26 protein-coding genes are annotated in these 20,966 nt (G+C 60.1%); 14 read left to right on the top strand and 12 right to left on the bottom strand.

All coding sequences use genetic code 11. From position 1 onward, the window contains the following. Window positions 1-69 precede the first annotated feature (69 nt). Window positions 70-1,194, top strand: a complete 1,125-nt coding sequence (locus WAO69_RS14115) for a beta-ketoacyl-ACP synthase III (RefSeq protein WP_422180220.1) — start codon at window positions 70-72, stop codon at window positions 1,192-1,194. Between the two features lie 91 nt (window positions 1,195-1,285). Here WAO69_RS14115 and WAO69_RS14110 read toward each other — a convergent pair whose 3' ends face one another. Beyond that, window positions 1,286-1,750 (bottom strand): hypothetical protein, encoded by a 465-nt coding sequence (locus WAO69_RS14110; protein WP_422180218.1) that lies wholly within the window; start codon window positions 1,748-1,750, stop codon window positions 1,286-1,288. Between the two features lie 283 nt (window positions 1,751-2,033). Here WAO69_RS14110 and WAO69_RS14105 point away from each other — a divergent pair, with 283 nt between their 5' ends. Then, entirely contained in the window at window positions 2,034-2,624 is a 591-nt protein-coding gene (locus WAO69_RS14105; protein WP_422180216.1) for a thymidine kinase, read from the top strand. A gap of 26 nt (window positions 2,625-2,650) precedes the next feature. Here WAO69_RS14105 and WAO69_RS14100 read toward each other — a convergent pair whose 3' ends face one another. The 5 genes from WAO69_RS14100 to WAO69_RS14080 form a co-directional block, all read right to left on the bottom strand. Further along, complete coding sequence (locus WAO69_RS14100) at window positions 2,651-3,601, bottom strand: 2-hydroxyacid dehydrogenase (RefSeq protein ID WP_422180214.1); 951 nt, start codon at window positions 3,599-3,601, stop codon at window positions 2,651-2,653. Beyond that, on the bottom strand, window positions 3,601-3,939 hold the full coding sequence (locus WAO69_RS14095; RefSeq protein ID WP_422180212.1) for a tRNA-binding protein: 339 nt from the start codon (window positions 3,937-3,939) through the stop codon (window positions 3,601-3,603). Before WAO69_RS14095 ends, WAO69_RS14100 begins: the two co-directional genes overlap by 1 nt. After that, window positions 3,932-4,747: a pyrroline-5-carboxylate reductase gene (gene proC / locus WAO69_RS14090; protein WP_422180210.1), complete on the bottom strand. Its 816-nt coding sequence runs from the start codon at window positions 4,745-4,747 to the stop codon at window positions 3,932-3,934. The genes WAO69_RS14095 and proC overlap by 8 nt, the downstream gene beginning before the upstream one ends. 36 nt (window positions 4,748-4,783) lie before the next feature. Next, window positions 4,784-5,284 carry a YbjN domain-containing protein gene (locus tag WAO69_RS14085; RefSeq protein WP_422180208.1) on the bottom strand — a complete coding sequence of 167 codons (501 nt, stop codon included), beginning with the start codon at window positions 5,282-5,284 and terminating at the stop codon, window positions 4,784-4,786. A gap of 341 nt (window positions 5,285-5,625) precedes the next feature. Beyond that, the gene (locus WAO69_RS14080; protein ID WP_422180206.1) at window positions 5,626-5,868 is read right to left on the bottom strand and encodes an accessory factor UbiK family protein; all 243 of its coding nucleotides are present in this window, start codon (window positions 5,866-5,868) and stop codon (window positions 5,626-5,628) included. A 106-nt stretch (window positions 5,869-5,974) separates the two neighbouring features. On the opposite strand from WAO69_RS14080, the gene lgt reads away from it, so the two are divergent. From lgt to WAO69_RS14055, 5 genes are all read left to right on the top strand, one after another. Beyond that, window positions 5,975-6,859 carry a prolipoprotein diacylglyceryl transferase gene (lgt, locus tag WAO69_RS14075; RefSeq protein ID WP_422180204.1) on the top strand — a complete coding sequence of 295 codons (885 nt, stop codon included), beginning with the start codon at window positions 5,975-5,977 and terminating at the stop codon, window positions 6,857-6,859. Beyond that, the gene (locus WAO69_RS14070) at window positions 6,856-7,914 is read left to right on the top strand and encodes a class I SAM-dependent methyltransferase (protein WP_422180240.1); all 1,059 of its coding nucleotides are present in this window, start codon (window positions 6,856-6,858) and stop codon (window positions 7,912-7,914) included. The genes lgt and WAO69_RS14070 overlap by 4 nt, the downstream gene beginning before the upstream one ends. Next, on the top strand, window positions 7,911-8,660 hold the full coding sequence (gene pgeF / locus WAO69_RS14065; protein ID WP_422180202.1) for a peptidoglycan editing factor PgeF: 750 nt from the start codon (window positions 7,911-7,913) through the stop codon (window positions 8,658-8,660). The genes WAO69_RS14070 and pgeF overlap by 4 nt, the downstream gene beginning before the upstream one ends. Before the next feature lie 287 nt (window positions 8,661-8,947). Continuing rightward, entirely contained in the window at window positions 8,948-9,106 is a 159-nt protein-coding gene (locus tag WAO69_RS14060; protein WP_422180200.1) for a hypothetical protein, read from the top strand. A 322-nt stretch (window positions 9,107-9,428) separates the two neighbouring features. Then, complete coding sequence (locus WAO69_RS14055; protein ID WP_422180198.1) at window positions 9,429-10,178, top strand: Hint domain-containing protein; 750 nt, start codon at window positions 9,429-9,431, stop codon at window positions 10,176-10,178. On the opposite strand, the gene WAO69_RS14050 is transcribed toward WAO69_RS14055, so the two are convergent. Continuing rightward, window positions 10,175-10,675: an Lrp/AsnC family transcriptional regulator gene (locus WAO69_RS14050; RefSeq protein WP_422180196.1), complete on the bottom strand. Its 501-nt coding sequence runs from the start codon at window positions 10,673-10,675 to the stop codon at window positions 10,175-10,177. The genes WAO69_RS14055 and WAO69_RS14050 overlap by 4 nt on opposite strands. Before the next feature lie 228 nt (window positions 10,676-10,903). Between WAO69_RS14050 and trxB the strand changes: the two genes are divergently transcribed. The 3 genes from trxB (at window position 10,904) to WAO69_RS14035 (ending at window position 15,537) form a co-directional block, all read left to right on the top strand. Continuing rightward, a complete protein-coding gene (trxB, locus tag WAO69_RS14045; RefSeq protein WP_422180194.1) occupies window positions 10,904-11,869 on the top strand; it encodes a thioredoxin-disulfide reductase in 966 nt (321 codons plus the stop codon). A gap of 136 nt (window positions 11,870-12,005) precedes the next feature. Then, window positions 12,006-13,670, top strand: coding sequence for an adenylate/guanylate cyclase domain-containing protein (locus WAO69_RS14040; protein ID WP_422180192.1), 1,665 nt, complete (start codon window positions 12,006-12,008; stop codon window positions 13,668-13,670). A gap of 157 nt (window positions 13,671-13,827) precedes the next feature. After that, window positions 13,828-15,537: a bifunctional sulfate adenylyltransferase/adenylylsulfate kinase gene (locus tag WAO69_RS14035; protein WP_422180190.1), complete on the top strand. Its 1,710-nt coding sequence runs from the start codon at window positions 13,828-13,830 to the stop codon at window positions 15,535-15,537. A 15-nt stretch (window positions 15,538-15,552) separates the two neighbouring features. Here WAO69_RS14035 and WAO69_RS14030 read toward each other — a convergent pair whose 3' ends face one another. The 4 genes from WAO69_RS14030 to WAO69_RS14015 all read right to left on the bottom strand — a co-directional run bounded on the left by WAO69_RS14030 (window position 15,553) and on the right by WAO69_RS14015 (window position 18,000). After that, complete coding sequence (locus WAO69_RS14030) at window positions 15,553-16,413, bottom strand: glycosyltransferase family 10 domain-containing protein (RefSeq protein ID WP_422180188.1); 861 nt, start codon at window positions 16,411-16,413, stop codon at window positions 15,553-15,555. 61 nt (window positions 16,414-16,474) lie between these two features. Beyond that, complete coding sequence (locus WAO69_RS14025) at window positions 16,475-17,350, bottom strand: PhzF family phenazine biosynthesis protein (protein WP_422180186.1); 876 nt, start codon at window positions 17,348-17,350, stop codon at window positions 16,475-16,477. Window positions 17,351-17,356: 6 nt separating this feature from the next. Next, window positions 17,357-17,581 (bottom strand): DUF1150 family protein, encoded by a 225-nt coding sequence (locus tag WAO69_RS14020; RefSeq protein WP_422180184.1) that lies wholly within the window; start codon window positions 17,579-17,581, stop codon window positions 17,357-17,359. A 5-nt stretch (window positions 17,582-17,586) separates the two neighbouring features. Next, entirely contained in the window at window positions 17,587-18,000 is a 414-nt protein-coding gene (locus WAO69_RS14015; protein ID WP_422180182.1) for an Hsp20 family protein, read from the bottom strand. Window positions 18,001-18,167: 167 nt separating this feature from the next. Between WAO69_RS14015 and WAO69_RS14010 the strand changes: the two genes are divergently transcribed. The 4 genes from WAO69_RS14010 to WAO69_RS13995 are packed head-to-tail and all read left to right on the top strand — an operon-like array spanning window position 18,168 to window position 20,295. Beyond that, window positions 18,168-18,392, top strand: a complete 225-nt coding sequence (locus WAO69_RS14010) for a YdcH family protein (RefSeq protein WP_422180238.1) — start codon at window positions 18,168-18,170, stop codon at window positions 18,390-18,392. A 55-nt stretch (window positions 18,393-18,447) separates the two neighbouring features. Next, on the top strand, window positions 18,448-18,933 hold the full coding sequence (gene purE / locus WAO69_RS14005; protein ID WP_422180180.1) for a 5-(carboxyamino)imidazole ribonucleotide mutase: 486 nt from the start codon (window positions 18,448-18,450) through the stop codon (window positions 18,931-18,933). Continuing rightward, entirely contained in the window at window positions 18,930-19,235 is a 306-nt protein-coding gene (locus tag WAO69_RS14000; RefSeq protein ID WP_422180178.1) for a hypothetical protein, read from the top strand. The genes purE and WAO69_RS14000 overlap by 4 nt, the downstream gene beginning before the upstream one ends. Next, complete coding sequence (locus WAO69_RS13995) at window positions 19,228-20,295, top strand: 5-(carboxyamino)imidazole ribonucleotide synthase (protein WP_422180176.1); 1,068 nt, start codon at window positions 19,228-19,230, stop codon at window positions 20,293-20,295. Before WAO69_RS14000 ends, WAO69_RS13995 begins: the two co-directional genes overlap by 8 nt. Window positions 20,296-20,298: 3 nt before the next feature. Here WAO69_RS13995 and WAO69_RS13990 read toward each other — a convergent pair. Next, on the bottom strand, window positions 20,299-20,966 hold a 668-nt coding region (locus WAO69_RS13990), incomplete at its 5' end, for an alpha-D-ribose 1-methylphosphonate 5-triphosphate diphosphatase (protein ID WP_422180174.1).

Genomic DNA, 20,966 nt, shown 5'->3' with positions numbered 1-20,966 from the left:
TACGCCAATCATACTTGACCTTTCGCCCCATTTTTGAGCACATCACGAAACGTTTGAATGGGGGGCAGCATGTATAAACCGGCGATCACGGGTTCGGGCATTTTCACCCCGCAAACCATCATCACCAACGCCGAACTGGTCGAGGCGTTCAACGCCTATGCCGATGCATGGAACGCACAGAACGCCGATGCCATCGCCGCCGGCGAGGTCGAAGCAAAAGACCACTCCTCCGAGGAATTCATCCTCAAGGCCTCAGGCATAGAACAACGCTATGTTCTTGATAAATCTGGCGTTCTTGACCCCAATGTGATGCACCCCCTGTTGCGTCAGCGCGATGACAGCGAACCCGGCGTGATGGCCGAAATGGCGTTGGATGCCTGTAACAAGGCCCTCGCCCAGGCCGGGAAAACCGCCGCCGATGTCGATGCGGTGATCTGCGCGGCCTCCAACATGGAGCGCGCCTATCCGGCGGTCGCCATCGAAATTCAGGATCTTCTGGGGATCAAGGGCTTTGCCTTTGACATGAACGTCGCCTGTTCCTCGGCAACCTTCGGCATCCAGGCCGCCGCCGACATGGTTCGCGCGGGCTCGATCCGCTCGGCACTGGTGGTCAATCCCGAGATCTGCTCGGCGCATCTGGAATGGCGTGATCGCGATTGCCATTTCATCTTCGGCGACGTCGCGACCGCCGTTCTGATCGAACGCGCCGAGGCCGCAACAGGCCCCTATTTCGAAATCAAATCAACGCGTTGCGCCACCGAGTTTTCGAACAACATCCGCAACAACAACGGCTTCCTGCGCCGCTCGCGGCCTGATGGGCTGGCGGATCGGCGCGACATGCAATTCATGCAAAACGGGCGCAAAGTGTTCAAGGAAGTGCTCCCCATGGTGTCGCAGCACATTGCCGATCACATGGCCGATGAGGGGATTGTCGCGGATGATCTCAAACGGATCTGGCTGCACCAGGCGAACAAGACCATGAATGACTTCATCGGGCGCAAGGTGCTGGGTCGGGAGCCGCATGAGGGCGAACAGCCCAATATCCTGCAGGATTACGCCAATACATCCTCGGCCGGGTCCATCATTGCATTCTCCAAGTATTCCAATGACATGGAAGACGGAGACACGGGCGTGATCTGTTCCTTCGGCGCAGGCTATTCGGTCGGCTCGGTTATCGTCAAACGCCACGGCTGAAGAAAAACCGCGCGGGTTAAACGGATTTTAACGAAAGCCGTGTATCACCGGCGCAACGGCGCTTTGCACGACACGGGGCGCTCGCCCCTGATCAGGTGCCTTCGCCTTCCAGTTCCAGGTTGAGTTTCATGTCGATCAGCACCTGTTGGAGCATGACCGTTTCCTTGAGAAGACGCTTGGCCTCGTTCACCGTGATCACCCCGTCCTGGATGGATTGCTGATACTCGGTCATCAACATCGCAAACCGCTGGCTCAGCGCGATCACATCGGAATTCACGCCCCCTGAGCGTTCGGAATTGGGCTGACGATCATCATGGGACATCGTCAACCCCTTCAACTCGGCCAGAGCCGAGGTGACATGGGGATAGGACGCCGCCGCCTCCAGCCGCGCCACCGTGTCGATGGGCATGAAACGTTCGGCATGTTCATCATGTTCCGAGTAATAGCGCCCCAGTGTCGCTTTCGACTTGCCCGTCAGTGCACAGGCCGTCTCTACCCCGATGTCCTTGACCAATGCCTCGGTGTGCCTTTTCAGATAGCTGCAGATGTCCGCCATACCATTACCCTATTCACTTCACTGCCCTCCCCGCCTCGGGGGAAACCGGCTAACCTTTTCCCATTATTGACCAATATAATAGCTGGCATCCAAAGGCTATCCCAACGGTTGCCGTTGGGGTCAGTAACAAGTTTGGGTGAATAACCACACTGTTAACAAGTATCGTGGCCGGGTGCCTCGGCACCCGGTCGCGTCACGGATCACCTGTCTCTGCCCCCGGGCAGAGAACTTTTTCCAGCCTGAAATCTTGCGTGCGCAGGATGCGCTGGCTAGAGACACAGCCATGCCCAAACTGTTTTTCAACTACTCGACCATGAATGCCGGCAAGTCGACGGTCTTGCTGCAAGCGGCCCATAACTATCGTGAAAACGGGATGGAGCCCTATCTGATGACGGCCCATTTCGCGGATCGCGAGGGGGCCGGCCGCATCGCATCGCGCATCGGCATCAGCGCCGAGGCCGATACGTTCAGCGAATCTTCAGACCTTTATGCAAAGATCGCCGATCGACTGAGCCAGGGCCCGATTGCCTGCGTCTTTGTGGACGAGGCACAATTCATGACCCATGATCAGGTCTGGCAACTGGCCCGCGCGGTCGATGATCTGTCCGTGCCGGTCATGTGCTATGGTCTGCGGGTGGATTTCCGGGGCAAACTGTTCCCCGGCTCGGCCGCGCTTCTGGCGCTGGCCGATGAAATGCGCGAGGTGCGCACGATCTGCCATTGCGGCAAGAAGGCCACGATGGTCGTGCGCAAGGATGACACCGGGCGCGTCCTGACCGATGGGGAGCAGGTCCAGATCGGCGGGAGCGAGGCCTATGTCTCGCTGTGCCGTCGCCACTGGCGCGAGGCGACCGGGGACCTGTCGCGGGCCTGAGCAGGGCTTGGCGGGTAAGCGCGCGATCAAACCCGGTTGGGAAGCGCCCTGCCCTCGACGAAGGCCTGTACATTATCCAGCACCATCATCCCCATATCGGTGCGCACGTTCAAAGCCGCAGTACCAAGATGGGGCAGCAGGGTGACGTTCTCCATCTCCAGAAGGGCGGGCGGAATCGCCGGCTCGTACTCGTAGACATCCAGACCCGCCGCGCTCAGATGCCCTGCCTTCAACGCCGCGATCAGCGCGCTTTCATCCACCACATCGCCGCGCGCGATATTGACGAAAATCGCATGGGGCTGCATCGCCGCAAAGAAGGCCGCATCCAGCAGGTGATGCGTCTCGGCACCGCCCGGAACCGCAACGACGATGACATCACATCGCCCCGCCATCTCCGCCAGAGACGCATCACGGGTTGCCGCAAAGGGCAGCTCCTTTTCGCTGCGCGAGACATAGCGCACGTCCATGCCGAACCCGAAATGACACCGATGCGCAATCGCCTGACCAATGCGGCCCATCCCCACGATGCCCAGCGTGCGCCCCGTGACATGCAGGCCCAGCATTTGCGTCGGATGCCAGCCCGCCCATGCCCCCGCACGCACCATCCGCTCGCCTTCACCCGCACGCCGCGCGGTCATCAACAAAAGCGTCATGGCGATATCGGCGGTGGCATCGGTCACCGCACCCGGCGTATTCGTCACGGCCACTCCGGCAGCCTGCGCGGCGGCCACGTCGATATGGTTGTAACCCACCCCGAAATTGGCCAGCAGCTTGCAGCGCGGCTCGGGCACATCGGCAAAGACATCCGCCTGAAACCGATCACCCAATGTAGGCATGACGATATCATAGCTGCGCAGCGCATGGCGCATCTCGTCACCCGACAGAGGCGCGTTCGAGCTGCGAATTTCGACGTCAAACCCCGCGCGGGCGCGCGCTTCAACGGTCTCGGGCAAGGGTCGGGTCAACCACAGTTTCATCAATGCATCCTTCCACCAAGGGGTACGGTCTGGTCCGGGGTGATCAGCACGATCTCACCTGCATCATCGGGCAAACCCAACACAAGGACCTCGGACATGAATTTGCCAATCTGGCGCGGCGGAAAGTTCACCACCGCCATAACCTGTTTGCCCACAAGGCTTGCGGGATCATAATGCGCGGTGATCTGGGCCGAGGATCTTTTCTCGCCAATCTCTGCGCCGAAATCGATCCACAGCTTGATCGCGGGCTTGCGCGCCTCGGGATAGGGTTCGGCGCGGCTGATGCGGCCGACACGGATATCGACCTTGAGGAAATCGTCAAATGAGATGTCATCCATGCGACAATTCCTTCGAGCGATTGGTCGCGGCTGCCACCGCCTCGTTCAGAAGGGCGGGAAAGCCGCGTGTCTCATCCATCAGCACCTCAAGCGCCGCCTGCGTGGTGCCATTCGGGCTGGTGACGTTGATCCTCAACTGGGTCGGTGTCTCTTGCGAGGTTTCAGCCAGCGCTCCGGCTCCGGCGACCGTGGCCTTGGCAAGCTGCATCGCCAAATCGGCAGGCAGCCCTTGCGCCTCACCGGCCGCGGCGAGGGTTTCGATCAGATGAAACACATACGCAGGCCCCGAACCGCTGACGCCAGTGACGGCATCCATCTGGGATTCCGACTGAAGGCGCACGGTCTGCCCAACCGCAGACAGAAGGTTTTCGGCAAGATCCAGATGCGCTGCAGTCGCAGACTGATTGCCGATCAGCGCCGTGATCCCGCGCCCGATGGCAGCGGGCGTATTCGGCATCGCGCGGATGATCGGGGTCCGCTCACCCAGAACCGCCTGGAAATGCGCAATCGGCGTTCCGGCCGCAACCGACAGGAACACCGTCTCGCCATTGCCCAAAGCCACCATGTCAGGCAGCGCCGCACCCATCATCTGCGGCTTGACCGCCACCAGCACGATGGCCGGGGCCGCTGGCAGATCCTGATTGACATGTACGCCCTGGGCGCGCACCCAATCGGACGGCATCGGATCCTGCACCCAGACCGCGCCGGGCGGCAAACCTCGATCCAGCCAGCCCGCAAGGATGGCCGAGCCCATTTTGCCGCATCCCAAAAGCACAAGCCCCCGGGATGCCACGTGATCCATATCCATCAAAGGCCCCTTCCGTTTTCGGTTCGGGGCCGAGTGTTACGCGCGCCCGTAAGCCTCTGCAATGGCTGCCTGCATGGCCTGCTCGGGGGTGCTGTCTCCCCAGATCAGCAGTTGCATGGCCGGGTAATAGCGTTCGGCACTCAGAACCGCGGCGTTGATCATGGTGTCGATCTGCTCGGCGCTGGCAATCTGACCACCAGCCAGAACGAGGCCATAGCGATAGACCATCAGCTTGGGTTCGGCCCAATAGGTGAAGGCCCCGGCCCAGCACTCGTCATTCACGGCATTCATCAGTTCATAAAGTGCCGGGAGCTTGTCCGCAGGCGGCTCCATCTCGAAGGTACAGACCATGCGCAGGGTCTCGTCATAGCCCGACCAGGCCAGCGTCAGCGAATAGGTCCGCCACTGTCCCTCGACCGCCATGGCGATCTGGTCGTCGCCCATACGGTCAAAATCCCAATCATGATGTTCCGCGATATGTTCGACTATGTCGATCGGGTGGAGTTCATCGTCCAGATACTGCTCGGAAAGGGCCATGATGCACCTCACTGCTCTCTAGCGTCACGAGACCGGCAGAGCCTCAAGCGCTAGGTGACTGCTCTACAGACCGGGGCGATCCCCCGTGCCCATACTAGATATGGTGCTTGGGGGAGGGTCGTCTGGCAACCCCTATTTTTGGGGATAACCGCAATAACTTGTGGATGAACAGAAACAGTGCCCGAAATATTGTCACTGTCATTGAAATTTGATTTGCACAGCAAAGCGCTCTGCGCATTATGCGCACCACGCCCGACCACGGGTTCGGGCCGGGGCAAGCCCCCGCTCAACAGCACCGCGCCGGGATGAATACCGCGAAACGGTTATGTCTTGCTGGACGCCTAGCCCTTGGATTCGAGAGCGGCAAGGCGCGCTTCAAGGGCGGCATTTTCTTCACGGGCCTTTTGGGCCATCGAGCGTACGGCTTCGAATTCTTCGCGCGTGACGAAATCGCGATCCGCCAGCCAGCGATCAATCATGGATTTCATCGCCGTTTCAGCCTCTTCCCGCGCGCCTTGGGCCACGCCCATGGCGTTGGTCATCAGCTGGGAAATGTCGTCCATGATCTTGTTGCGGGTCTGCATCTGAAGTCTCCTTGCGTTCCGCCTTATATGGGGATCACAGGGCGGGGAGGCAAGGTTCATCGCGCGTTGTGTTGACTTCACCGGCTGCCTCTGTTGACTGACGCCCATGCAGGCTGTGTTCACTTTCCCAGATATCTCGCCCGAGCTGTTCACGATCAGCATCGGGTCGTTCGAATTTGCATTGCGCTGGTACGCGCTGGCTTACATCGCCGGTATTATGGTGGCCTGGCACCTCGCCCACCGCGCCGTCAGCACTGACAGCCTCTGGCCCGGTGGCGTCGGCGTGATGACGCGCGAGCAGGTGGATGACTTCCTGACATGGGCGATATTGGGCATCATTCTTGGCGGTCGCCTTGGGTTCGTTCTGTTTTATCAGCCCGCCTATTACCTTCAGAATCCCGGGCAGATCCTGATGGTCTGGCAAGGCGGCATGGCCTTTCATGGCGGGCTTCTCGGGGTGGTGGCTTGCGCATATTTTTACACCGGTCGATACGGGTTGAACCGGCGCAGCGCCGCGGATCTGATCGCGCTTTGTGTGCCCCCGGGTCTGTTGTTCGGCCGGATCGCGAATTTCATCAATGCAGAGCTTTGGGGGCGACCGACGGATCTGCCCTGGGGTGTCATCTTTCCCGGCGCAGCCGCGCAGGATTGCCCCGGTGTGCTGACGCTCTGTGCCCGCCATCCCTCGCAGCTTTATGAGGCGCTGCTTGAGGGATTGATTCTCGGAGCGTTGATGCTCTGGCTTGTCTGGCGTCGCGGCGCGCTGCATCGCCCGGGTCTGATCGCCGGCGTGTTTTTTGCCGGCTATGGCGTGGCGCGGTTTGCCGTGGAGTTCGTGCGCCAGCCGGATGCCCAGTTCGTCTCGGCAGGCAACCCGCTGGGACTTGCGCTTCAGGTCGGCGGCTATGGCCTGACCATGGGTCAGATCCTGTGCATCCCGATGATCCTGCTGGGAGTGTGGCTGATACGTTCAGCGCGCAAACCAGCATGAGCCTGCGCGATCATCTGATCGCCCGCATCACAGCGCAGGGGCCAATGAGCGTGACCGAATACATGGGCACATGCCTGCTTCACCCGACATATGGCTATTACACGACCCGTGATCCTCTGGGGGTTGCCGGCGATTTCATCACCGCTCCGGAAATCAGTCAGATGTTCGGGGAACTGATCGGCTTGTCGCTGGCGCAGTCCTGGATGGATCAGGGCTGCCCGACCCCGTTCACGCTGGCCGAAGCTGGTCCGGGTCGTGGTACCTTGATGGCTGATGCCTTGCGTGCGACCGCAGCCGTTCCGGGATTCCACGAGGCCGCCGAGTTGGTGCTGGTTGAAGCCTCGCCTGCGTTGCGCGCGGTGCAGGCCGACGCATTGAACGCCCACGCGCCACGCTGGATCGACTCATTGGCGGATTTGCCGGACGCTGTGTTGTTCCTTGTCGCCAACGAGTTTTTTGATGCCCTGCCCATCCGCCAGTTCCAGCGCGAGGGCCGCTTGTGGCGTGAACGACAGGTCGGGGTGAAGGATGGCGCGTTAATTTTTGGGCTTGCCCCGGCGCAGGGTCAGCCCGCACTGGCGCATCGGCTTGACGATACCCGGGAGGGTGATCTGATCGAGGATTGTCCCGCCGCAGCCCCGGCCATGGACGCCATAGGCCGCCGGATTGCACAGCATGGCGGTGCCGCGCTGATCATCGATTATGGCGACTGGCGATCCCTTGGGGACACGTTGCAGGCCCTGCAGCGACATGCGCCGGTCGATCCGCTGGCCACACCCGGCGAGGCCGATCTGACCGCCCATGTGGATTTCGAAGCACTGGCACAAGCCGCACCCTGCCCCTTCAGTCGCGTCATACCTCAAGGCGTGTTTCTGGAGCGTCTTGGCATCACCGAACGCGCCAATACCCTCGCGCAGCGATTGGCCGGAACGGCACGTGATCGACTGATCATGGCACATCGCAGGTTGACGCACCCCGAGGAAATGGGAAACCTGTTCAAAGTGCTTGGACTCTATCCCCAAGGCCACAGACCGCCACCCGGACTGGACCCATGACTCTTGAGATCCTGACATCAGATACGCTCTTGCCACTGAAACACGGGTTTTTCACCCGCAAAGGCGGTGCGTCCAGCGGCGTGTTCTCAGGACTGAACTGTGGAGCGGGCTCTTCGGATCAGAGCGAAATCGTCCAAATCAACCGCGCGCGGGTGGCCGAAGCGATGGGCACCGAGGGGCTGATCGGTGTGCACCAGATCCATTCCGCCGATGTGATCACGGTCTCGGGCCATGGCGACGGGGGCGAAAAGGCCGACGCGCTGGTCACGAATACGCCCGGTCTTACTCTGTCGGTTCTGACGGCAGATTGTCAGCCGGTTCTGTTTGCGGATGCGCAGGCCGGCGTCATCGGAGCGGCGCATGCAGGATGGCGCGGGACGCTGGATGGTGTGCTGGAGGCAACGATCGAGGCAATGGAGGCGCTGGGGGCCCAGCGCACGCAGATTGCGGCGACGATCGGCCCATCAATCAGTCAGCGCGCCTATGAGGTCGGCCCGGAGTTCCTGGATGACTTTCTGGCCGCGGAGCCCGCGAACGCGCGCTTTTTCGCAAATGGCGAGGGCGACCGATACCAGTTCGACCTGCCCGCCTATGGTTTGCATCGCCTGCGCAGCGCGGGCGTGGGCACGGCCACCTGGACCGGCCATTGCACCTATTGCGACCCTGACCGTTTCTTCTCCTACCGGCGCAGCACCCATGTGGGCGAGGCCGACTATGGGCGTCTGATTTCTGCCATTCGTCTCTGAGCGTTACGCCTTCAGGGCCAGAATGAGGCAAAGCCGCCATGGTCCTTGCCACAATTGAACGGAAACAATCTCCGCAGATTCAGGTGGATTGTTCACGCGCTCCAATTTTTTAACGTATATTCAATCACTTAAGCTGATCGACAGGATCTGCCCCATTTGATCAGAATTTTTCTGGCGTTTAAGTTCATTTTTCCCAATTCGGTCCAATCACGGCCCAAAACCAAGGTCATTGTGATCTCAACACAGACAAACAGGCCAGATCATTGGCCATGAGCAGGAGACAGACCATGACCGTACGCAGCCGCTTTATCAAATCCGTGATCGCAACCGCGAAAGCCGACGAAACCGAGATGCCCTGGAGCCGCGGCACCAGCCGTCGCAAGACGATCCTGCGTCGCAGCGCAGCGGTGGCTCTGGCCCCACGTCAGAAGATGGCTTCGGCCTGATACCGCGTACCCTGCGCGATACGACCTCCCCAAAGACCTCGTACACAGCCCCGTTCCGGTTGCAGGAGCGGGGTTTTTCGTTGTCCTGCGCCCATGCAGTCGACAGCATGTCTCGAATCGGAATGTGGCAGGATTTTCCTGCAAATCGAAAACAGTTCCGCTGTGGTCAGTCAGATTGATGCGGCTGCGCGATCCAATGTCCGCGAAACTTTGACAATACCGCACTCTTTCGGGCATTCCCTTTGATATTAAGTGGTATGTCCATTTGTCGTTGTCGGTGGGGGCCGACGCGAATGTGACCCTGGTAAAAAGGGTATACGAAATGAATTGGCGCGCCCCCGTACCTCGAGCTGTCGAGGGACATGCAACAGCAATACACTCGGTCACCGAGGTCTTGCCGAGCGGCAAACGCCCGCAACTCAGGCCATGCAAGGCAAGCTGGCTTGATGCAAACGGCGAGATTCAGAACACCCGCTTCCTGATTCCCGCCATGCCTTTGTTTGAACGTGCGTTCTGTGCCTTTGCCCGAGGCACGTTGCTGTCCACGCAAACCGGCCCTGTCGCGATCGAAGATCTGCTGCCCGGCGATCACATCGTAACGGCAGACGGGAGCGCGAAACCGATCACCTGGATCGGAACAACCACATTGGTGCCCGCATCCGCACCAGGTAACCTGCCCGAAGTGCCACTGTATCGGATCATGCCCGATGCCTTTGGCATGTCGCGTCCGCTGTCACATATGGTCGCCGGACCCTCGGCACGCGTTCCGGGGCACTCCCGGCAGACCCTGACAACCCTGGCATCATTTGAGGATGGCGTTCAGATCACGCGGCTGCGCCCCCCCTCGCCCGTCGAGATGTTCCACCTGTGTCTGGACGTGCATGCGCTGATCCGAATCGGTGGATTGACCTTTGAAAGCTATCACCCCGGCCATGCGGCGCTGAGTGATCTGGGGCCCGCCATGCGGGAGCTTTTCATGAAGCTGTTTCCGCAGATCGACCATATCACCGATTTCGGACCGATGGTGTATCCGCGCGAACCTGATCCGATAGATGGTGCGACAGCCGCCTAGGCCTGTTTGCTCAGTCGATCCTCAAGCACGTCAAAGGGCACACCGGGATCGTCCTTGGCCGCGCGGATCACCAGTGACGTCTTGACACTGGCAACGTTGGGCGTTGTCAAAAGCTCTCCGGTCAGGAAGTTCTGAAAGCTCGACAGATCCGGTGCGACGCATTTCAGGATAAAGTCCACCTCGCCATTCAGCATGTGGCACTCGCGAACCAGCGGCCAACTGCGGCAGGCGGCTTCGAATGCGCTCAGATCGCCTTGTGCCTGGCTTTGCAGACCGACCATCGCAAAGACCTGCACTTCAAAGCCCAACTCGCGCGCATCCACATCAGCGTGATACCCGCGAATGTATCCAGCTTCTTCAAGCGTGCGCACCCGGCGCAGGCAAGGTGGTGCCGAAATACCGACACGTCTGGCAAGTTCGACATTAGTCATACGCCCGTCAGCCTGCAATTCTGCAAGGATCTTCCGGTCAATCTCATCAAGTTTTGTTGTGGCCATCTGCGCTCCCCCGGCTTGGCGATTGTTATACCAACGCGCAAGCTGTGCGCAATTATATTTCACAGCCGCGCAATAATATTTGCGCGACATGCAACCGAATTAATCGAACCACAGGTGCTCACGCCGCCGGGACGCGGTGTTTCAAGGGGTTTAAGCGCGCTGATCAGGTCGCTATATCGGTTCAGGAGCGGCAAGACGGAATCGCCGCAGCGACATTTGGGGGCACTCATGAGCAACACGCGCCACACGAAGGTTCTGATTATCGGGTCAGGTCCCGCAGGATATACAGCAGGTGTATACGCCAGCCGCGCCATGCTGGAGCCGTTGCTTGTGCAAGGTATCGAGCCGGGCGGTCAGTTGACCACCACAACCGAGGTCGAGAACTGGCCGGGCGACACCGAGGTTCAAGGCCCCGATCTGATGGTCCGGATGGAAGCGCATGCCAAGGCCATGGGTTGCGAGATCATCGGAGATATCATTGCCGACCTCGATCTCAGCGAGCGGCCGTTCAAAGCACGCGGCGACAGCGGCACGGTATATACTGCGGATGCGGTCATCCTCGCGACCGGTGCGCGCGCCAAATGGCTGGGCCTGCCCTCGGAAGAGAAGTTCAAGGGCTTTGGCGTCTCCGCCTGTGCCACCTGTGACGGGTTCTTCTATCGCGGTCAGGAGATCGTGGTGATCGGCGGCGGGAACACCGCCGTGGAAGAAGCGCTGTTTCTGACCAATTTCGCCTCGAAGGTGACACTGATCCATCGCCGCGACTCGTTGCGTGCTGAAAAGATCCTGCAGGATCGGCTGTTCAAGAACCCCAAGATCGAGACGCTGTGGTTTCATCAACTCGAAGAGGTCATCGGCACGGACGCGCCTTTGGGCGTTGAGGCCGTGCGGGTCAAGAACGTCAAAACCGGTGAGATCCACGAGATCGCGGCAAAAGGCGTGTTCGTCGCCATCGGCCACGCTCCTGCCAACGAACTGGTCAAGGACGTTCTGGAAACCCACATGGGCGGCTATGTCGTGACCAAGCCCGACAGCACCGAAACCTCGATCCCTGGCGTCTTTGCTGCAGGCGATCTGACCGATCACAAATATCGTCAGGCCGTCACCAGTGCCGGTATGGGCTGCATGGCCGCGCTGGAAGCGGAGCGGTTTCTGGCCGAACAGGAAGACATGGCCGATCTGGCCGCAGAGTGATCCGATCTGAGTCTGGTCTGCGCCACGACGTAGCCGGCGTTTCGAGATACGGACGATTGACCGGGCACCTGTCGGCTTCCGGTTCGTGAGGATGGCTGTGGCGCAGGCAACAAGCTCACTTTGGCGGGGAAACTGGGTGACCCGGACACGGATCGTGTCGGGCCTGATCCTGCTGACATATGCGTTGTTTCACTTTCTGAACATCGGTATGGGGCTGTTTTCACCCGCTGCGATGGACGTGATGCGGGAGAGCCGCCAGGCAATCTCGCGCTCTCTTGTCGGGACGATCCTGCTCTATGGTGCCTTGCTTATCCATGCGGCGCTTGCAGTAAGCGCTCTGGTGGGGCGCGGAACATTGCGCATGCCGCTGCGCGAGGCGGTCCAGCTTGCCTTCGGGTTGACGATACCGTTCTTTCTGATCACCCACATTATCTTTACCCGCGGAGCACATGAATGGTTCGGGGTGAATGACCAATACGGGTATCTCATCGGTCTGATCTGGGGGAGCGCATCGGCCTGGACACAATCGGCTTTGCTGTTGGTGGTCTGGATCCATGGCTGTATCGGGTTGCATGTCTGGTTGCGCGGCCAGAGCTGGTGGCGAAGGTCGCAACCCTGGCTGATTGCTCTTGCAGTGCTGGTTCCGGGTTTCGCACTGGCGGGATTTGTCGCCGAAGGCCGCCGCATCGCCGAGGCATTCGGAGATGCGGATCAGGCGCAGGCTTTGCTGCGAAGCTACAATTGGCCCGATGCGCCCGCCTTTGCCGTGCTGATCGACTGGAAGGAATATGCGCTGAAACTTGTCTGGCTTGTGATCGGGCTGAGTGCGGCGATCTATGGGCTGCGCCGTTTGTGGCGGGGGCGTCAATCCGTCAGCATCTCTTATGTGGACGGTCCGAAAATTGCGGCCCCCAAGGGGCTGACACTGCTTGAGATGTCACGAGCCCGAGGTGTGCCGCATACCTCCCTGTGCGGCGGAAAGGGCCGCTGCACGACCTGCCGCGTCGTCATCGCAGAGGGGGCCGAAAACCTGCACCCAGCCTCGGCTGCCGAGGCCAGATCGTTGGCGGCTGTCGGCGCGCCACCCGGCACAAGGCTGGCCTGTCAGATCCGGCCCATAGAGCCGCTCAGCGTGTTTCGCGTCTTTCAACCCGATGGAAGCCGCCGCCGCGCCCACGCCAGTCAGGGTGTAGAGCGCAGACTGGCCATCCTGTTTCTGGACATGCGGGGCTTTACTGCGCGCACCACCGGCCAGTTGCCTTATGATGTCGTGTTTCTGCTCAACCGCTTCTTTGATGCAATCGTCCCGGCCATAACGAATGCCGGGGGCACGGTGGACAAGTATCTTGGGGATGGCTTGCTGGCGGTATTTGAAACCGTGGATGAGGCCACGTCTGCGCGCGCGGCTCTTGCGGCGGCCTCGGGCATCGGAACAGGGCTTGAGCAGTTCAATCAGGGTTTGGAACAGGAAGGCGCACCCCCGGTACGTATCGGCATCGGCCTGCATCTGGGCGACGTGGTTCTGGGTGAGATCGGTGCCGGGCGCGCACCGCGCACGATCATCGGTGATGCGGTCAACACGGCCAGCCGGCTGGAGGCCAAGACCAAAGAACTGGGTGTACCCCTGCTGGCCACCAGAGCCTTGCTGGACAGCGCAGGCGTTGAGACAAGTTCACACAGCTTCATCACGCTTGAGCTGCGCGGCGTCGATGCGCCCGTGGAGGCGCTGGCTATCAGGGATCTGGCTGAAGTCGAAGCGCTTTCAGCGCGTGAAGTCGGGCGTTTTGTGCAACCGGCCTGACCGCGAACAGACGTTCCAACTGAGCGGGAAATTGCAACAGGTTTACCCTTTTTTCCGGAACTGACTTCGGTTCTCTAGACTTTGAATCCGGTTCATGGAAAAGCGCCGCTCACGTATCGTGCCTGCCCGTAACAAAGAACAAAGTGAACATCGTACCATGACAATGCTGGCAAACCTTGCCCCGATCCCCGAGCTTTATGTGTCCTACGAGTCAGCGCAGAAGCTGAAAGTCGAGGCGGGCAATCTCAAGAGCTGGGATCTGAGCCCCCGCCAGATCTGTGATCTGGAGCTGTTGATGAACGGTGGGTTCAACCCGCTCAAGGGTTTTCTGAGCGAGGAAGACTATACCAGCGTTGTCGAGACCATGCGGCTTGCCGATGGCACGCTCTGGCCGATACCGATCACGCTGGATGTGGATGAGGCCTTTGCCGAGAGCCTCGAGATGGGAGAAGACATTGCGCTGCGCGATCAGGAAGGTGTGATCCTTGGCACCATGACGATCAGCGATCGCTGGGTTCCCAACAAGGCACGCGAGGCCGAGATGGTGTTTGGGGCGGATGACGACGCGCACCCGGCGGTGAACTATCTGCACAATCACGCAGGCAAGGTCTATCTGGGCGGCCCCGTGACCGGCATTCAGCAGCCTGTGCATTATGATTTCCGCGCCCGGCGCGACACGCCCAATGAGTTGCGCGCGTTTTTCCGCAAGCTGGGCTGGCGGCGTATCGTGGCATTCCAGACCCGCAACCCGCTGCATCGCGCACATCAGGAACTGACCTTTCGCGCCGCCAAGGAGGCGCAGGCCAACCTGCTGATCCATCCGGTTGTCGGCATGACCAAACCCGGCGATGTCGATCACTTTACTCGCGTGCGCTGCTATGAGGCCGTTCTGGACAAATACCCGGCGGCGACCACGTCGATGTCCCTGTTGAACCTGGCAATGCGCATGGCTGGCCCGCGTGAGGCGGTCTGGCACGGGCTGATCCGCAAGAACCACGGCTGCACGCATTTCATCGTGGGACGGGACCATGCCGGCCCGGGAAAGAACTCGGCCGGAGAGGATTTCTACGGGCCCTATGAGGCACAGGACCTGTTCCGCAAGTACCAGGATGAAATGGGCATCGAAATGGTCGATTTCAAACATATGGTGTTTGTTCAGGAACGCGCGCAATACGAGCCTGCCGATGAGGTGCGTGAGGGCGATACCGTGCTCAACATCTCGGGCACAGAACTGCGCCGCCGTCTGCGCGAGGGCCTGGAAATCCCCGAATGGTTCTCGTTCCCCGAGGTCGTCAGCCAGTTGCGCAACCGCTATCCGCCCCGCTCGCAACAGGGGTTCACCGTGTTCTTCACCGGCTTTTCGGGATCGGGCAAGTCGACCATCGCCAACGCGCTGATGGTCAAGCTGATGGAAATGGGCGACCGCCCCGTGACGCTGCTGGACGGCGACATCGTGCGCAAGAACCTGTCGTCCGAACTGGGTTTCTCCAAGGAGCACCGCGATCTCAACATTCGCCGGATCGGATATGTCGCCTCGGAAATCACCAAGAATGGCGGGATCGCCATCTGCGCGCCCATCGCCCCCTACGGCTCGACACGCCGCGCGGTGCGCGAAGAGATCGAGGAGTTCGGTGCCTTCGTCGAAGTCCATGTCGCGACGTCGCTGGAAGAATGCGAGCGGCGCGATCGCAAGGGTCTCTACAAGCTGGCGCGGGAGGGCAAGATCAAGGAGTTCACCGGGATCTCCGACCCTTATGATGTGCCCGAAAACCCCGAGTTGCGCGTGGAAACCGAGAATGTCGATGTCGACAACTGTGCCCACCAGGTCTTGCTCAAACTGGAGAGCCTGGGGCTGATCGCAGGCTGATCGCCAAGGGACATATCAAAGCGCGTCGCGAATTGCCTCTGCGGCGCGCTTTTCCAGATCACAGAACGCATCAAGCGTCGGCTGCACCTCTTTCAGGAACGGCAGACGCGCGTCATACTCCGCTTGGGTGATCGAAGATACTGCGTTCATCATCGCCTCTTCGCTGTCACACTGGATGATCCCGCGTGTATCGATGAAGCGGTCGAGATTCGGGCAGCCCCAGTAGATCGGCACCGTGTTACAGAGCACGGCGTCCACAAGCTTTTCCGAAAAGTAGTTGTTTTCGCGCATGTTCTCGATCACGATCGAAAACCTGTAGGGTGCCAGCCCGTCGGCCTTGTCCGCAAACGGGATATAGCCGCGCCCCATCACATCAACATCCAGCCCGCTTTTGCGCACTTTTTCCACCATGCTGTGGCGCAGGCGATGGCCTTGCGTATCTTGCTTGGCCGAGGCGATAAGCGACATCGCCTTGGTCTTGGTGGTATCAAGCGAACGCCACTCGGGCACCCATGTCGTGCCGAACGGAAAGAAGATACCATTGGGAATTTGCGCCAAGAGGTCTTCGTTGAAACTGAGAATTCTGAAGAACCGCCGATAGGTGACCCGCAACAAAGCCAGATGCCGGGCGTGGATGAAGGACGGCTCCCCCATGATCAGAGATATCTGCGCTTTTGTCCCAAACGAGGGCAGCACATGCATTTTGGTCTTGGGATAGGCAATCAGGTGATCATCTTTGCCCAGATCCGCAAGCGTACCATCTTTGAGATGCGCGGGATGCCCAAGCGGCCATGTCAGCTGATCCAGGGATAGTTTCGCCTGTTTCGGGCCCAGCGACATGCCATAGGGCAGAATGGCAATGGCGGGCTCTGACATTTGACTGCGTCCTGTTGCGTGGTTCACCTATACTCGAAAATGCGCGCGCTGCAATGCATGCTCAAAGATGAAGTTCACCCGACATCAGACGCCATGCGCGGCCCGCGACACATATGCCTGTCATCGCCTCTGCCGGCCCAATCCGCGTGACCTGCGCCTGACCGGGCCGGCCCATCCAATGGCCCTGCTCGGCGCAAAAGCTGTCTTTCTCCATGAGACCCTGTGCCCAGAGATAGGCCGCCATGGCTCCGGTCGCCGATCCGGTAAACGGGTCTTCGGCCGGGCTGGGTGGCGCAAGCAAAAGCCGGCAGAACGTATCGCCCGCATCTGTCTCACCCTCGAGAGTGACAAGAAAGGGCTCCATCAGGTCGGTGTCATCATGGCCCAAAGCGCGGCACAACCGCGCCAGGTCTTCCGGGTTTACCCTTGCACGGCGCAGCGCCTCTTTGGAGCGCAGGACCGTGATCACGAAAGGCAATCCGGTCGAGACAAGCTGTGGCGCGCAGAGGATATCGTCGGCCTCCAGACCGACGGCGCGGGCCACCAGTTCGACGGGTGGTCTTGCCCCGAAGGTGGGGGCAACCTGCGTCATCTGGTAGAGCCCATCTTTTATCGTGACCGGAACCAGACCGGCACCGGTTTCCAGAACGACACTGTCTCCGGCGATCAGCCCCCGCGCGGCGAGGGCCGCAACAGTGGCAATCGTGGGATGTCCGGCAAATGGGATTTCACGGCTGGCCAGGAAATACCGAACGCGCAGATCGCCGACGTCGGAGGGACCGGTAAAGGTGCATTCGACAAGCGACGTCTCACGTACGAAGCGCATCGCCGTCTCTGCATCAAGAACGGCACCACCATGAACGACGGCGCAGCCATTCCCGCCAAAGGGGCGATCCGTGAACGCATCCACCCAATCGACGGGAAAGCTGTGCCCCATAAGCGGTCAATGCACCGTAAGCGGTGTCATGTCATGTTGGCGTGCCAGCACAAAGGCCAGTTTGCGATCCGCAACCAGCGCAAGCTGCTGACCATCCGCGTCATGCACCGCATAAAGCTGGACCAGACCATCGGCTGAGTCCTGCACTTCCTGTGGCAGATCAGCGACCTGCACGGCTTTGACATACACGATCTTTTCACCCAGATCCTTGAAGTCATAAGGTGTATTCATTGCTCTTACCCCTTCCTGATATTGATCGTTTGCACAACGGTTTCCGGGACGGCGCGGGTCAGATCGACATGGAGAAGTCCGTTTTCCATGATCGCCTCACCGACTTCGACACCGTCCGCCAACACGAATGTGCGTTGGAACTGACGTGACGCGATTCCGCGATGCAGGAAGATCCGCCCGTCGTTGTCATCCCTTTGACGTCCCCGGATCACCAGTTGGCGATCCTCGACCGTGATCGCCAGATCCACTTCGGCAAACCCGGCCACGGCAAGCGTGATGCGATAGGAATGCTCCGAGGTCTGTTCGATATTGAAAGGAGGATAGCCTTCATTGCCCGACTTTGCGGTGCGTTCCAGAAGGCGTTCAAGTTGCTCAAATCCCAGCAAGTTCGGGTATGAGCCCAGAGTCAGTTTTGTCATGTCCTCGTCCTTCAAATCCAAAAGCGACGATCAGGGCAGTCCCGTTATGGCAACCGCATTGATTAAGAATATGGGAAGAAAACCCATGGATAACAAGGGGTAGGCGGACTCAAGATTAATCAGTATTCTTGACCCCCTAAGCCATAGCCCCGAATCGAGCTTTGACCATGAATGCGCCCCATGATTTCGCCATGAAAACCGAGGACGTTCTGCGCGTTGAACTGGAAGTGTTCAAACGCGAGCACCGGGATCTGGACGAGGCGATCGCAGCTCTGCAAGAGCGTGGCGTGTCCGATCAACTGACGATCAAGCGCCTGAAAAAGCAGAAACTTCGCCTCAAGGACAAGATTGCCCTGATAGAAGACATGCTGACACCGGACATCATTGCCTGAGCGGGTGATTTGGCTATAGTGCCGGCTCTTTTGGCGAGTAGGACGCGAGGCACATATGTCCGACATATCGGTGGGTATCATCATGGGAAGCCAGTCTGACTGGCCAACCATGAAAGAAGCGGCCCTCATTCTGGACGAGCTTGGCGTGCGGTATGAAACGCGCATCGTGTCCGCTCATCGCACGCCTGACCGGTTGTGGGACTATGGGCGCACTGCGGCAGGCCGCGGGTTGAAGGTGATCATTGCCGGGGCCGGAGGTGCTGCGCATCTGCCCGGCATGATGGCGTCGAAAACCCGCATACCCGTGATCGGCGTGCCGGTGCAGACCAAGGCACTGTCTGGTGTCGATTCCTTGTATTCCATCGTTCAGATGCCAAAGGGATATCCGGTGGCGACCATGGCGATCGGCGCAGCCGGTGCCGCCAATGCAGGCCTGATGGCTGCCGGCATTCTGGCGACGTCGGACGACGCTCTGGGATCACGTCTGGACGCGTGGCGCGCGGCCCTGTCGGAGTCGATCCCGGAAAGCCCCGAAGAATGAGTCGGATCAGCGTCATCGGCACCGGCCTTTTTGACCTGATGGCCACGGGTGCCGACTGGCTGGGAAAGCAAAGCCGCAACGCCGCCTCGTCCGGGTTTCATACGACACAACTGCTGGCAGGTTTTCTGCACGGCATGAACAAGAACGGCGCGGGCGCTCTGGTCCGTGACCGTGATGCTTTGGCAACTGATGGGACACTCAGCCTGCAAATGACGGATGCGCTGCGCACCGGTCAGGCGCATAAGATGCTGCAGGACATGCTGGACGCAATCGGTGCCCGGTTGGAGGGAAAAGATGACTGATATGCTCGCCCCCGGCGCGGTGATCGGAATACTGGGCGGCGGTCAGTTGGGCCGCATGCTGTCTGTGGCGGCCAGCCGTCTTGGGCTGAAAACACATATCTATGAACCGGGGGCCGGACCACCTGCCGGTCAGGTTACAGACAGGGTCACAACGGCCGCATATGAGGATGTCGCAGCGTTGGAGCGATTTGCCGCCAGCGTCGATGTCATAACATACGAGTTCGAGAACATCCCGACAGACGCGCTGGATGTACTGGAAGCGCATCGCCCGATCCACCCGGCGCGCGAAGCGCTGCGCGTCAGCCAGGACCGGCTGGTTGAAAAGGCGTTCTTGCAGGGGCTGGGCCTGAAAACCGCGCCATATGCAGATATTTCGGACCTAGGCGGGCTGCAAAGCGCGCTGGCTGCGATGGGCACACCGGCAATCCTCAAGACACGCCGGTTTGGCTACGACGGTAAAGGGCAGGTGCGCATCAACGATCTGACCGAGGCTGCGGACGCGTTCGAGGCCATGTCAGGCGCACCGGCAATTCTGGAAGGCTTTGTGGAATTCTCGCATGAAGTCTCGATCATTGCCGCGCGCGGACGTGATGGATCGGTGGCCAGCTTTGATCCCGGTGAGAACGTACATCGCGACGGCATTTTGCGCAGCACGACCGTACCTGCGCGTTTATCCGCCTCGCAACGAACGGATGCGGTACTGCTGGCGGCCAACATCCTGAATGCGCTTGATTATGTGGGCGTGATGGGGGTCGAACTGTTTGTCACACCTGGCGGTCTGATCGTGAATGAAATCGCCCCGCGCGTGCATAACTCGGGACATTGGACGCAGAATGGCTGCACCGTGGATCAGTTCGAACAGCATATCCGCGCCGTGGCTGGCTGGCCTTTGGGGGACGGGCAACGCTATGCCGACGTCGTGATGGAGAACCTGATCGGTGAGGATATGGATCGTGTGCCCGGCTTGGCCCGCAATGCGGATACGGCCATCCACCTCTATGGCAAGGCCGAAGTGAAGCACGGGCGGAAGATGGGCCATGTGAACCGCGTGATCCGCTGAGAGCTATCCGAACAGCCGCGCGGCGATGTCGCCACTGAGATAGCTGAAGCGCCCCCCTGCCATCGTGGCAGCAACGCGTTCTGTGTCGGCATCAAGGATCGCGAGGTCGGCGCGCAAACCCGGAGCGATCTGCCCGCGATCCGTCAGACCCAACAGACGGGCCGGCCCTTCCGAGACCAGTCGCCACGCCTCGCCCAGCGACAGAACACCCGAGTTTTTCAGCAAAAGTGCCGCGCGGCGCAAGCTGGGATAGTGATAGTCGGACGCCAGCGCATCACACAGCCCCATGCTGACCAGATCCAGCGCGCTGACATTTCCCTTGTGCGAGCCCCCCCGCACCAGGTTGGGCGCGCCCAGCACGATGCCGTCCCCACCCTGCCGCGCGGCTTCGGCAGCTTCTCTTGTTTCGGGGAATTCTGAAATCCGGACTCCGCGTGCGCGCCAGGTTGCGCGCTCTTGGGGGGTTTTTTCATCATGGCTTCCCATGCGCACGCCGGCCTGTGTCAAGGTTTCGCTCAGGGCGTCAAGCGCCTGTGGAACCTCTGCGGCCCGGCCATGCAGGGCCTGCATCATTTCAAAGTGCCGGTCTGGATTTCGGGCTGCTTTCAGCGCCTGAGCCGTCAGCCGGGGCGGCCATTTTCCCTGCGCCAGCTTGGCATGCGGCAGGTGGT

This window comes from Aestuariivita sp. (genome assembly GCF_049276915.1).
GTDB lineage: Bacteria > Pseudomonadota > Alphaproteobacteria > Rhodobacterales > Rhodobacteraceae > Aestuariivita.
This window is presented reverse-complemented; position numbering and strand designations above follow the sequence as displayed.

What these genes read in the sequence shown, in the direction of transcription:
- WAO69_RS14115 (WP_422180220.1), top strand. Translation starts at nt 70, where the DNA reads ATGTATAAACCGGCGATCACGGGTTCGGGCATTTTCACCCCGCAAACC.
- WAO69_RS14110 (WP_422180218.1), bottom strand. Translation starts at nt 1,750, where the DNA reads ATGGCGGACATCTGCAGCTATCTGAAAAGGCACACCGAGGCATTGGTC.
- WAO69_RS14105 (WP_422180216.1), top strand. Translation starts at nt 2,034, where the DNA reads ATGCCCAAACTGTTTTTCAACTACTCGACCATGAATGCCGGCAAGTCG.
- WAO69_RS14100 (WP_422180214.1), bottom strand. Translation starts at nt 3,601, where the DNA reads ATGAAACTGTGGTTGACCCGACCCTTGCCCGAGACCGTTGAAGCGCGC.
- WAO69_RS14095 (WP_422180212.1), bottom strand. Translation starts at nt 3,939, where the DNA reads ATGGATGACATCTCATTTGACGATTTCCTCAAGGTCGATATCCGTGTC.
- proC (WP_422180210.1), bottom strand. Translation starts at nt 4,747, where the DNA reads ATGGATATGGATCACGTGGCATCCCGGGGGCTTGTGCTTTTGGGATGC.
- WAO69_RS14085 (WP_422180208.1), bottom strand. Translation starts at nt 5,284, where the DNA reads ATGGCCCTTTCCGAGCAGTATCTGGACGATGAACTCCACCCGATCGAC.
- WAO69_RS14080 (WP_422180206.1), bottom strand. Translation starts at nt 5,868, where the DNA reads ATGCAGACCCGCAACAAGATCATGGACGACATTTCCCAGCTGATGACC.
- lgt (WP_422180204.1), top strand. Translation starts at nt 5,975, where the DNA reads ATGCAGGCTGTGTTCACTTTCCCAGATATCTCGCCCGAGCTGTTCACG.
- WAO69_RS14070 (WP_422180240.1), top strand. Translation starts at nt 6,856, where the DNA reads ATGAGCCTGCGCGATCATCTGATCGCCCGCATCACAGCGCAGGGGCCA.
- pgeF (WP_422180202.1), top strand. Translation starts at nt 7,911, where the DNA reads ATGACTCTTGAGATCCTGACATCAGATACGCTCTTGCCACTGAAACAC.
- WAO69_RS14060 (WP_422180200.1), top strand. Translation starts at nt 8,948, where the DNA reads ATGACCGTACGCAGCCGCTTTATCAAATCCGTGATCGCAACCGCGAAA.
- WAO69_RS14055 (WP_422180198.1), top strand. Translation starts at nt 9,429, where the DNA reads ATGAATTGGCGCGCCCCCGTACCTCGAGCTGTCGAGGGACATGCAACA.
- WAO69_RS14050 (WP_422180196.1), bottom strand. Translation starts at nt 10,675, where the DNA reads ATGGCCACAACAAAACTTGATGAGATTGACCGGAAGATCCTTGCAGAA.
- trxB (WP_422180194.1), top strand. Translation starts at nt 10,904, where the DNA reads ATGAGCAACACGCGCCACACGAAGGTTCTGATTATCGGGTCAGGTCCC.
- WAO69_RS14035 (WP_422180190.1), top strand. Translation starts at nt 13,828, where the DNA reads ATGACAATGCTGGCAAACCTTGCCCCGATCCCCGAGCTTTATGTGTCC.
- WAO69_RS14030 (WP_422180188.1), bottom strand. Translation starts at nt 16,413, where the DNA reads ATGTCAGAGCCCGCCATTGCCATTCTGCCCTATGGCATGTCGCTGGGC.
- WAO69_RS14025 (WP_422180186.1), bottom strand. Translation starts at nt 17,350, where the DNA reads ATGGGGCACAGCTTTCCCGTCGATTGGGTGGATGCGTTCACGGATCGC.
- WAO69_RS14020 (WP_422180184.1), bottom strand. Translation starts at nt 17,581, where the DNA reads ATGAATACACCTTATGACTTCAAGGATCTGGGTGAAAAGATCGTGTAT.
- WAO69_RS14015 (WP_422180182.1), bottom strand. Translation starts at nt 18,000, where the DNA reads ATGACAAAACTGACTCTGGGCTCATACCCGAACTTGCTGGGATTTGAG.
- WAO69_RS14010 (WP_422180238.1), top strand. Translation starts at nt 18,168, where the DNA reads ATGAATGCGCCCCATGATTTCGCCATGAAAACCGAGGACGTTCTGCGC.
- purE (WP_422180180.1), top strand. Translation starts at nt 18,448, where the DNA reads ATGTCCGACATATCGGTGGGTATCATCATGGGAAGCCAGTCTGACTGG.
- WAO69_RS14000 (WP_422180178.1), top strand. Translation starts at nt 18,930, where the DNA reads ATGAGTCGGATCAGCGTCATCGGCACCGGCCTTTTTGACCTGATGGCC.
- WAO69_RS13995 (WP_422180176.1), top strand. Translation starts at nt 19,228, where the DNA reads ATGACTGATATGCTCGCCCCCGGCGCGGTGATCGGAATACTGGGCGGC.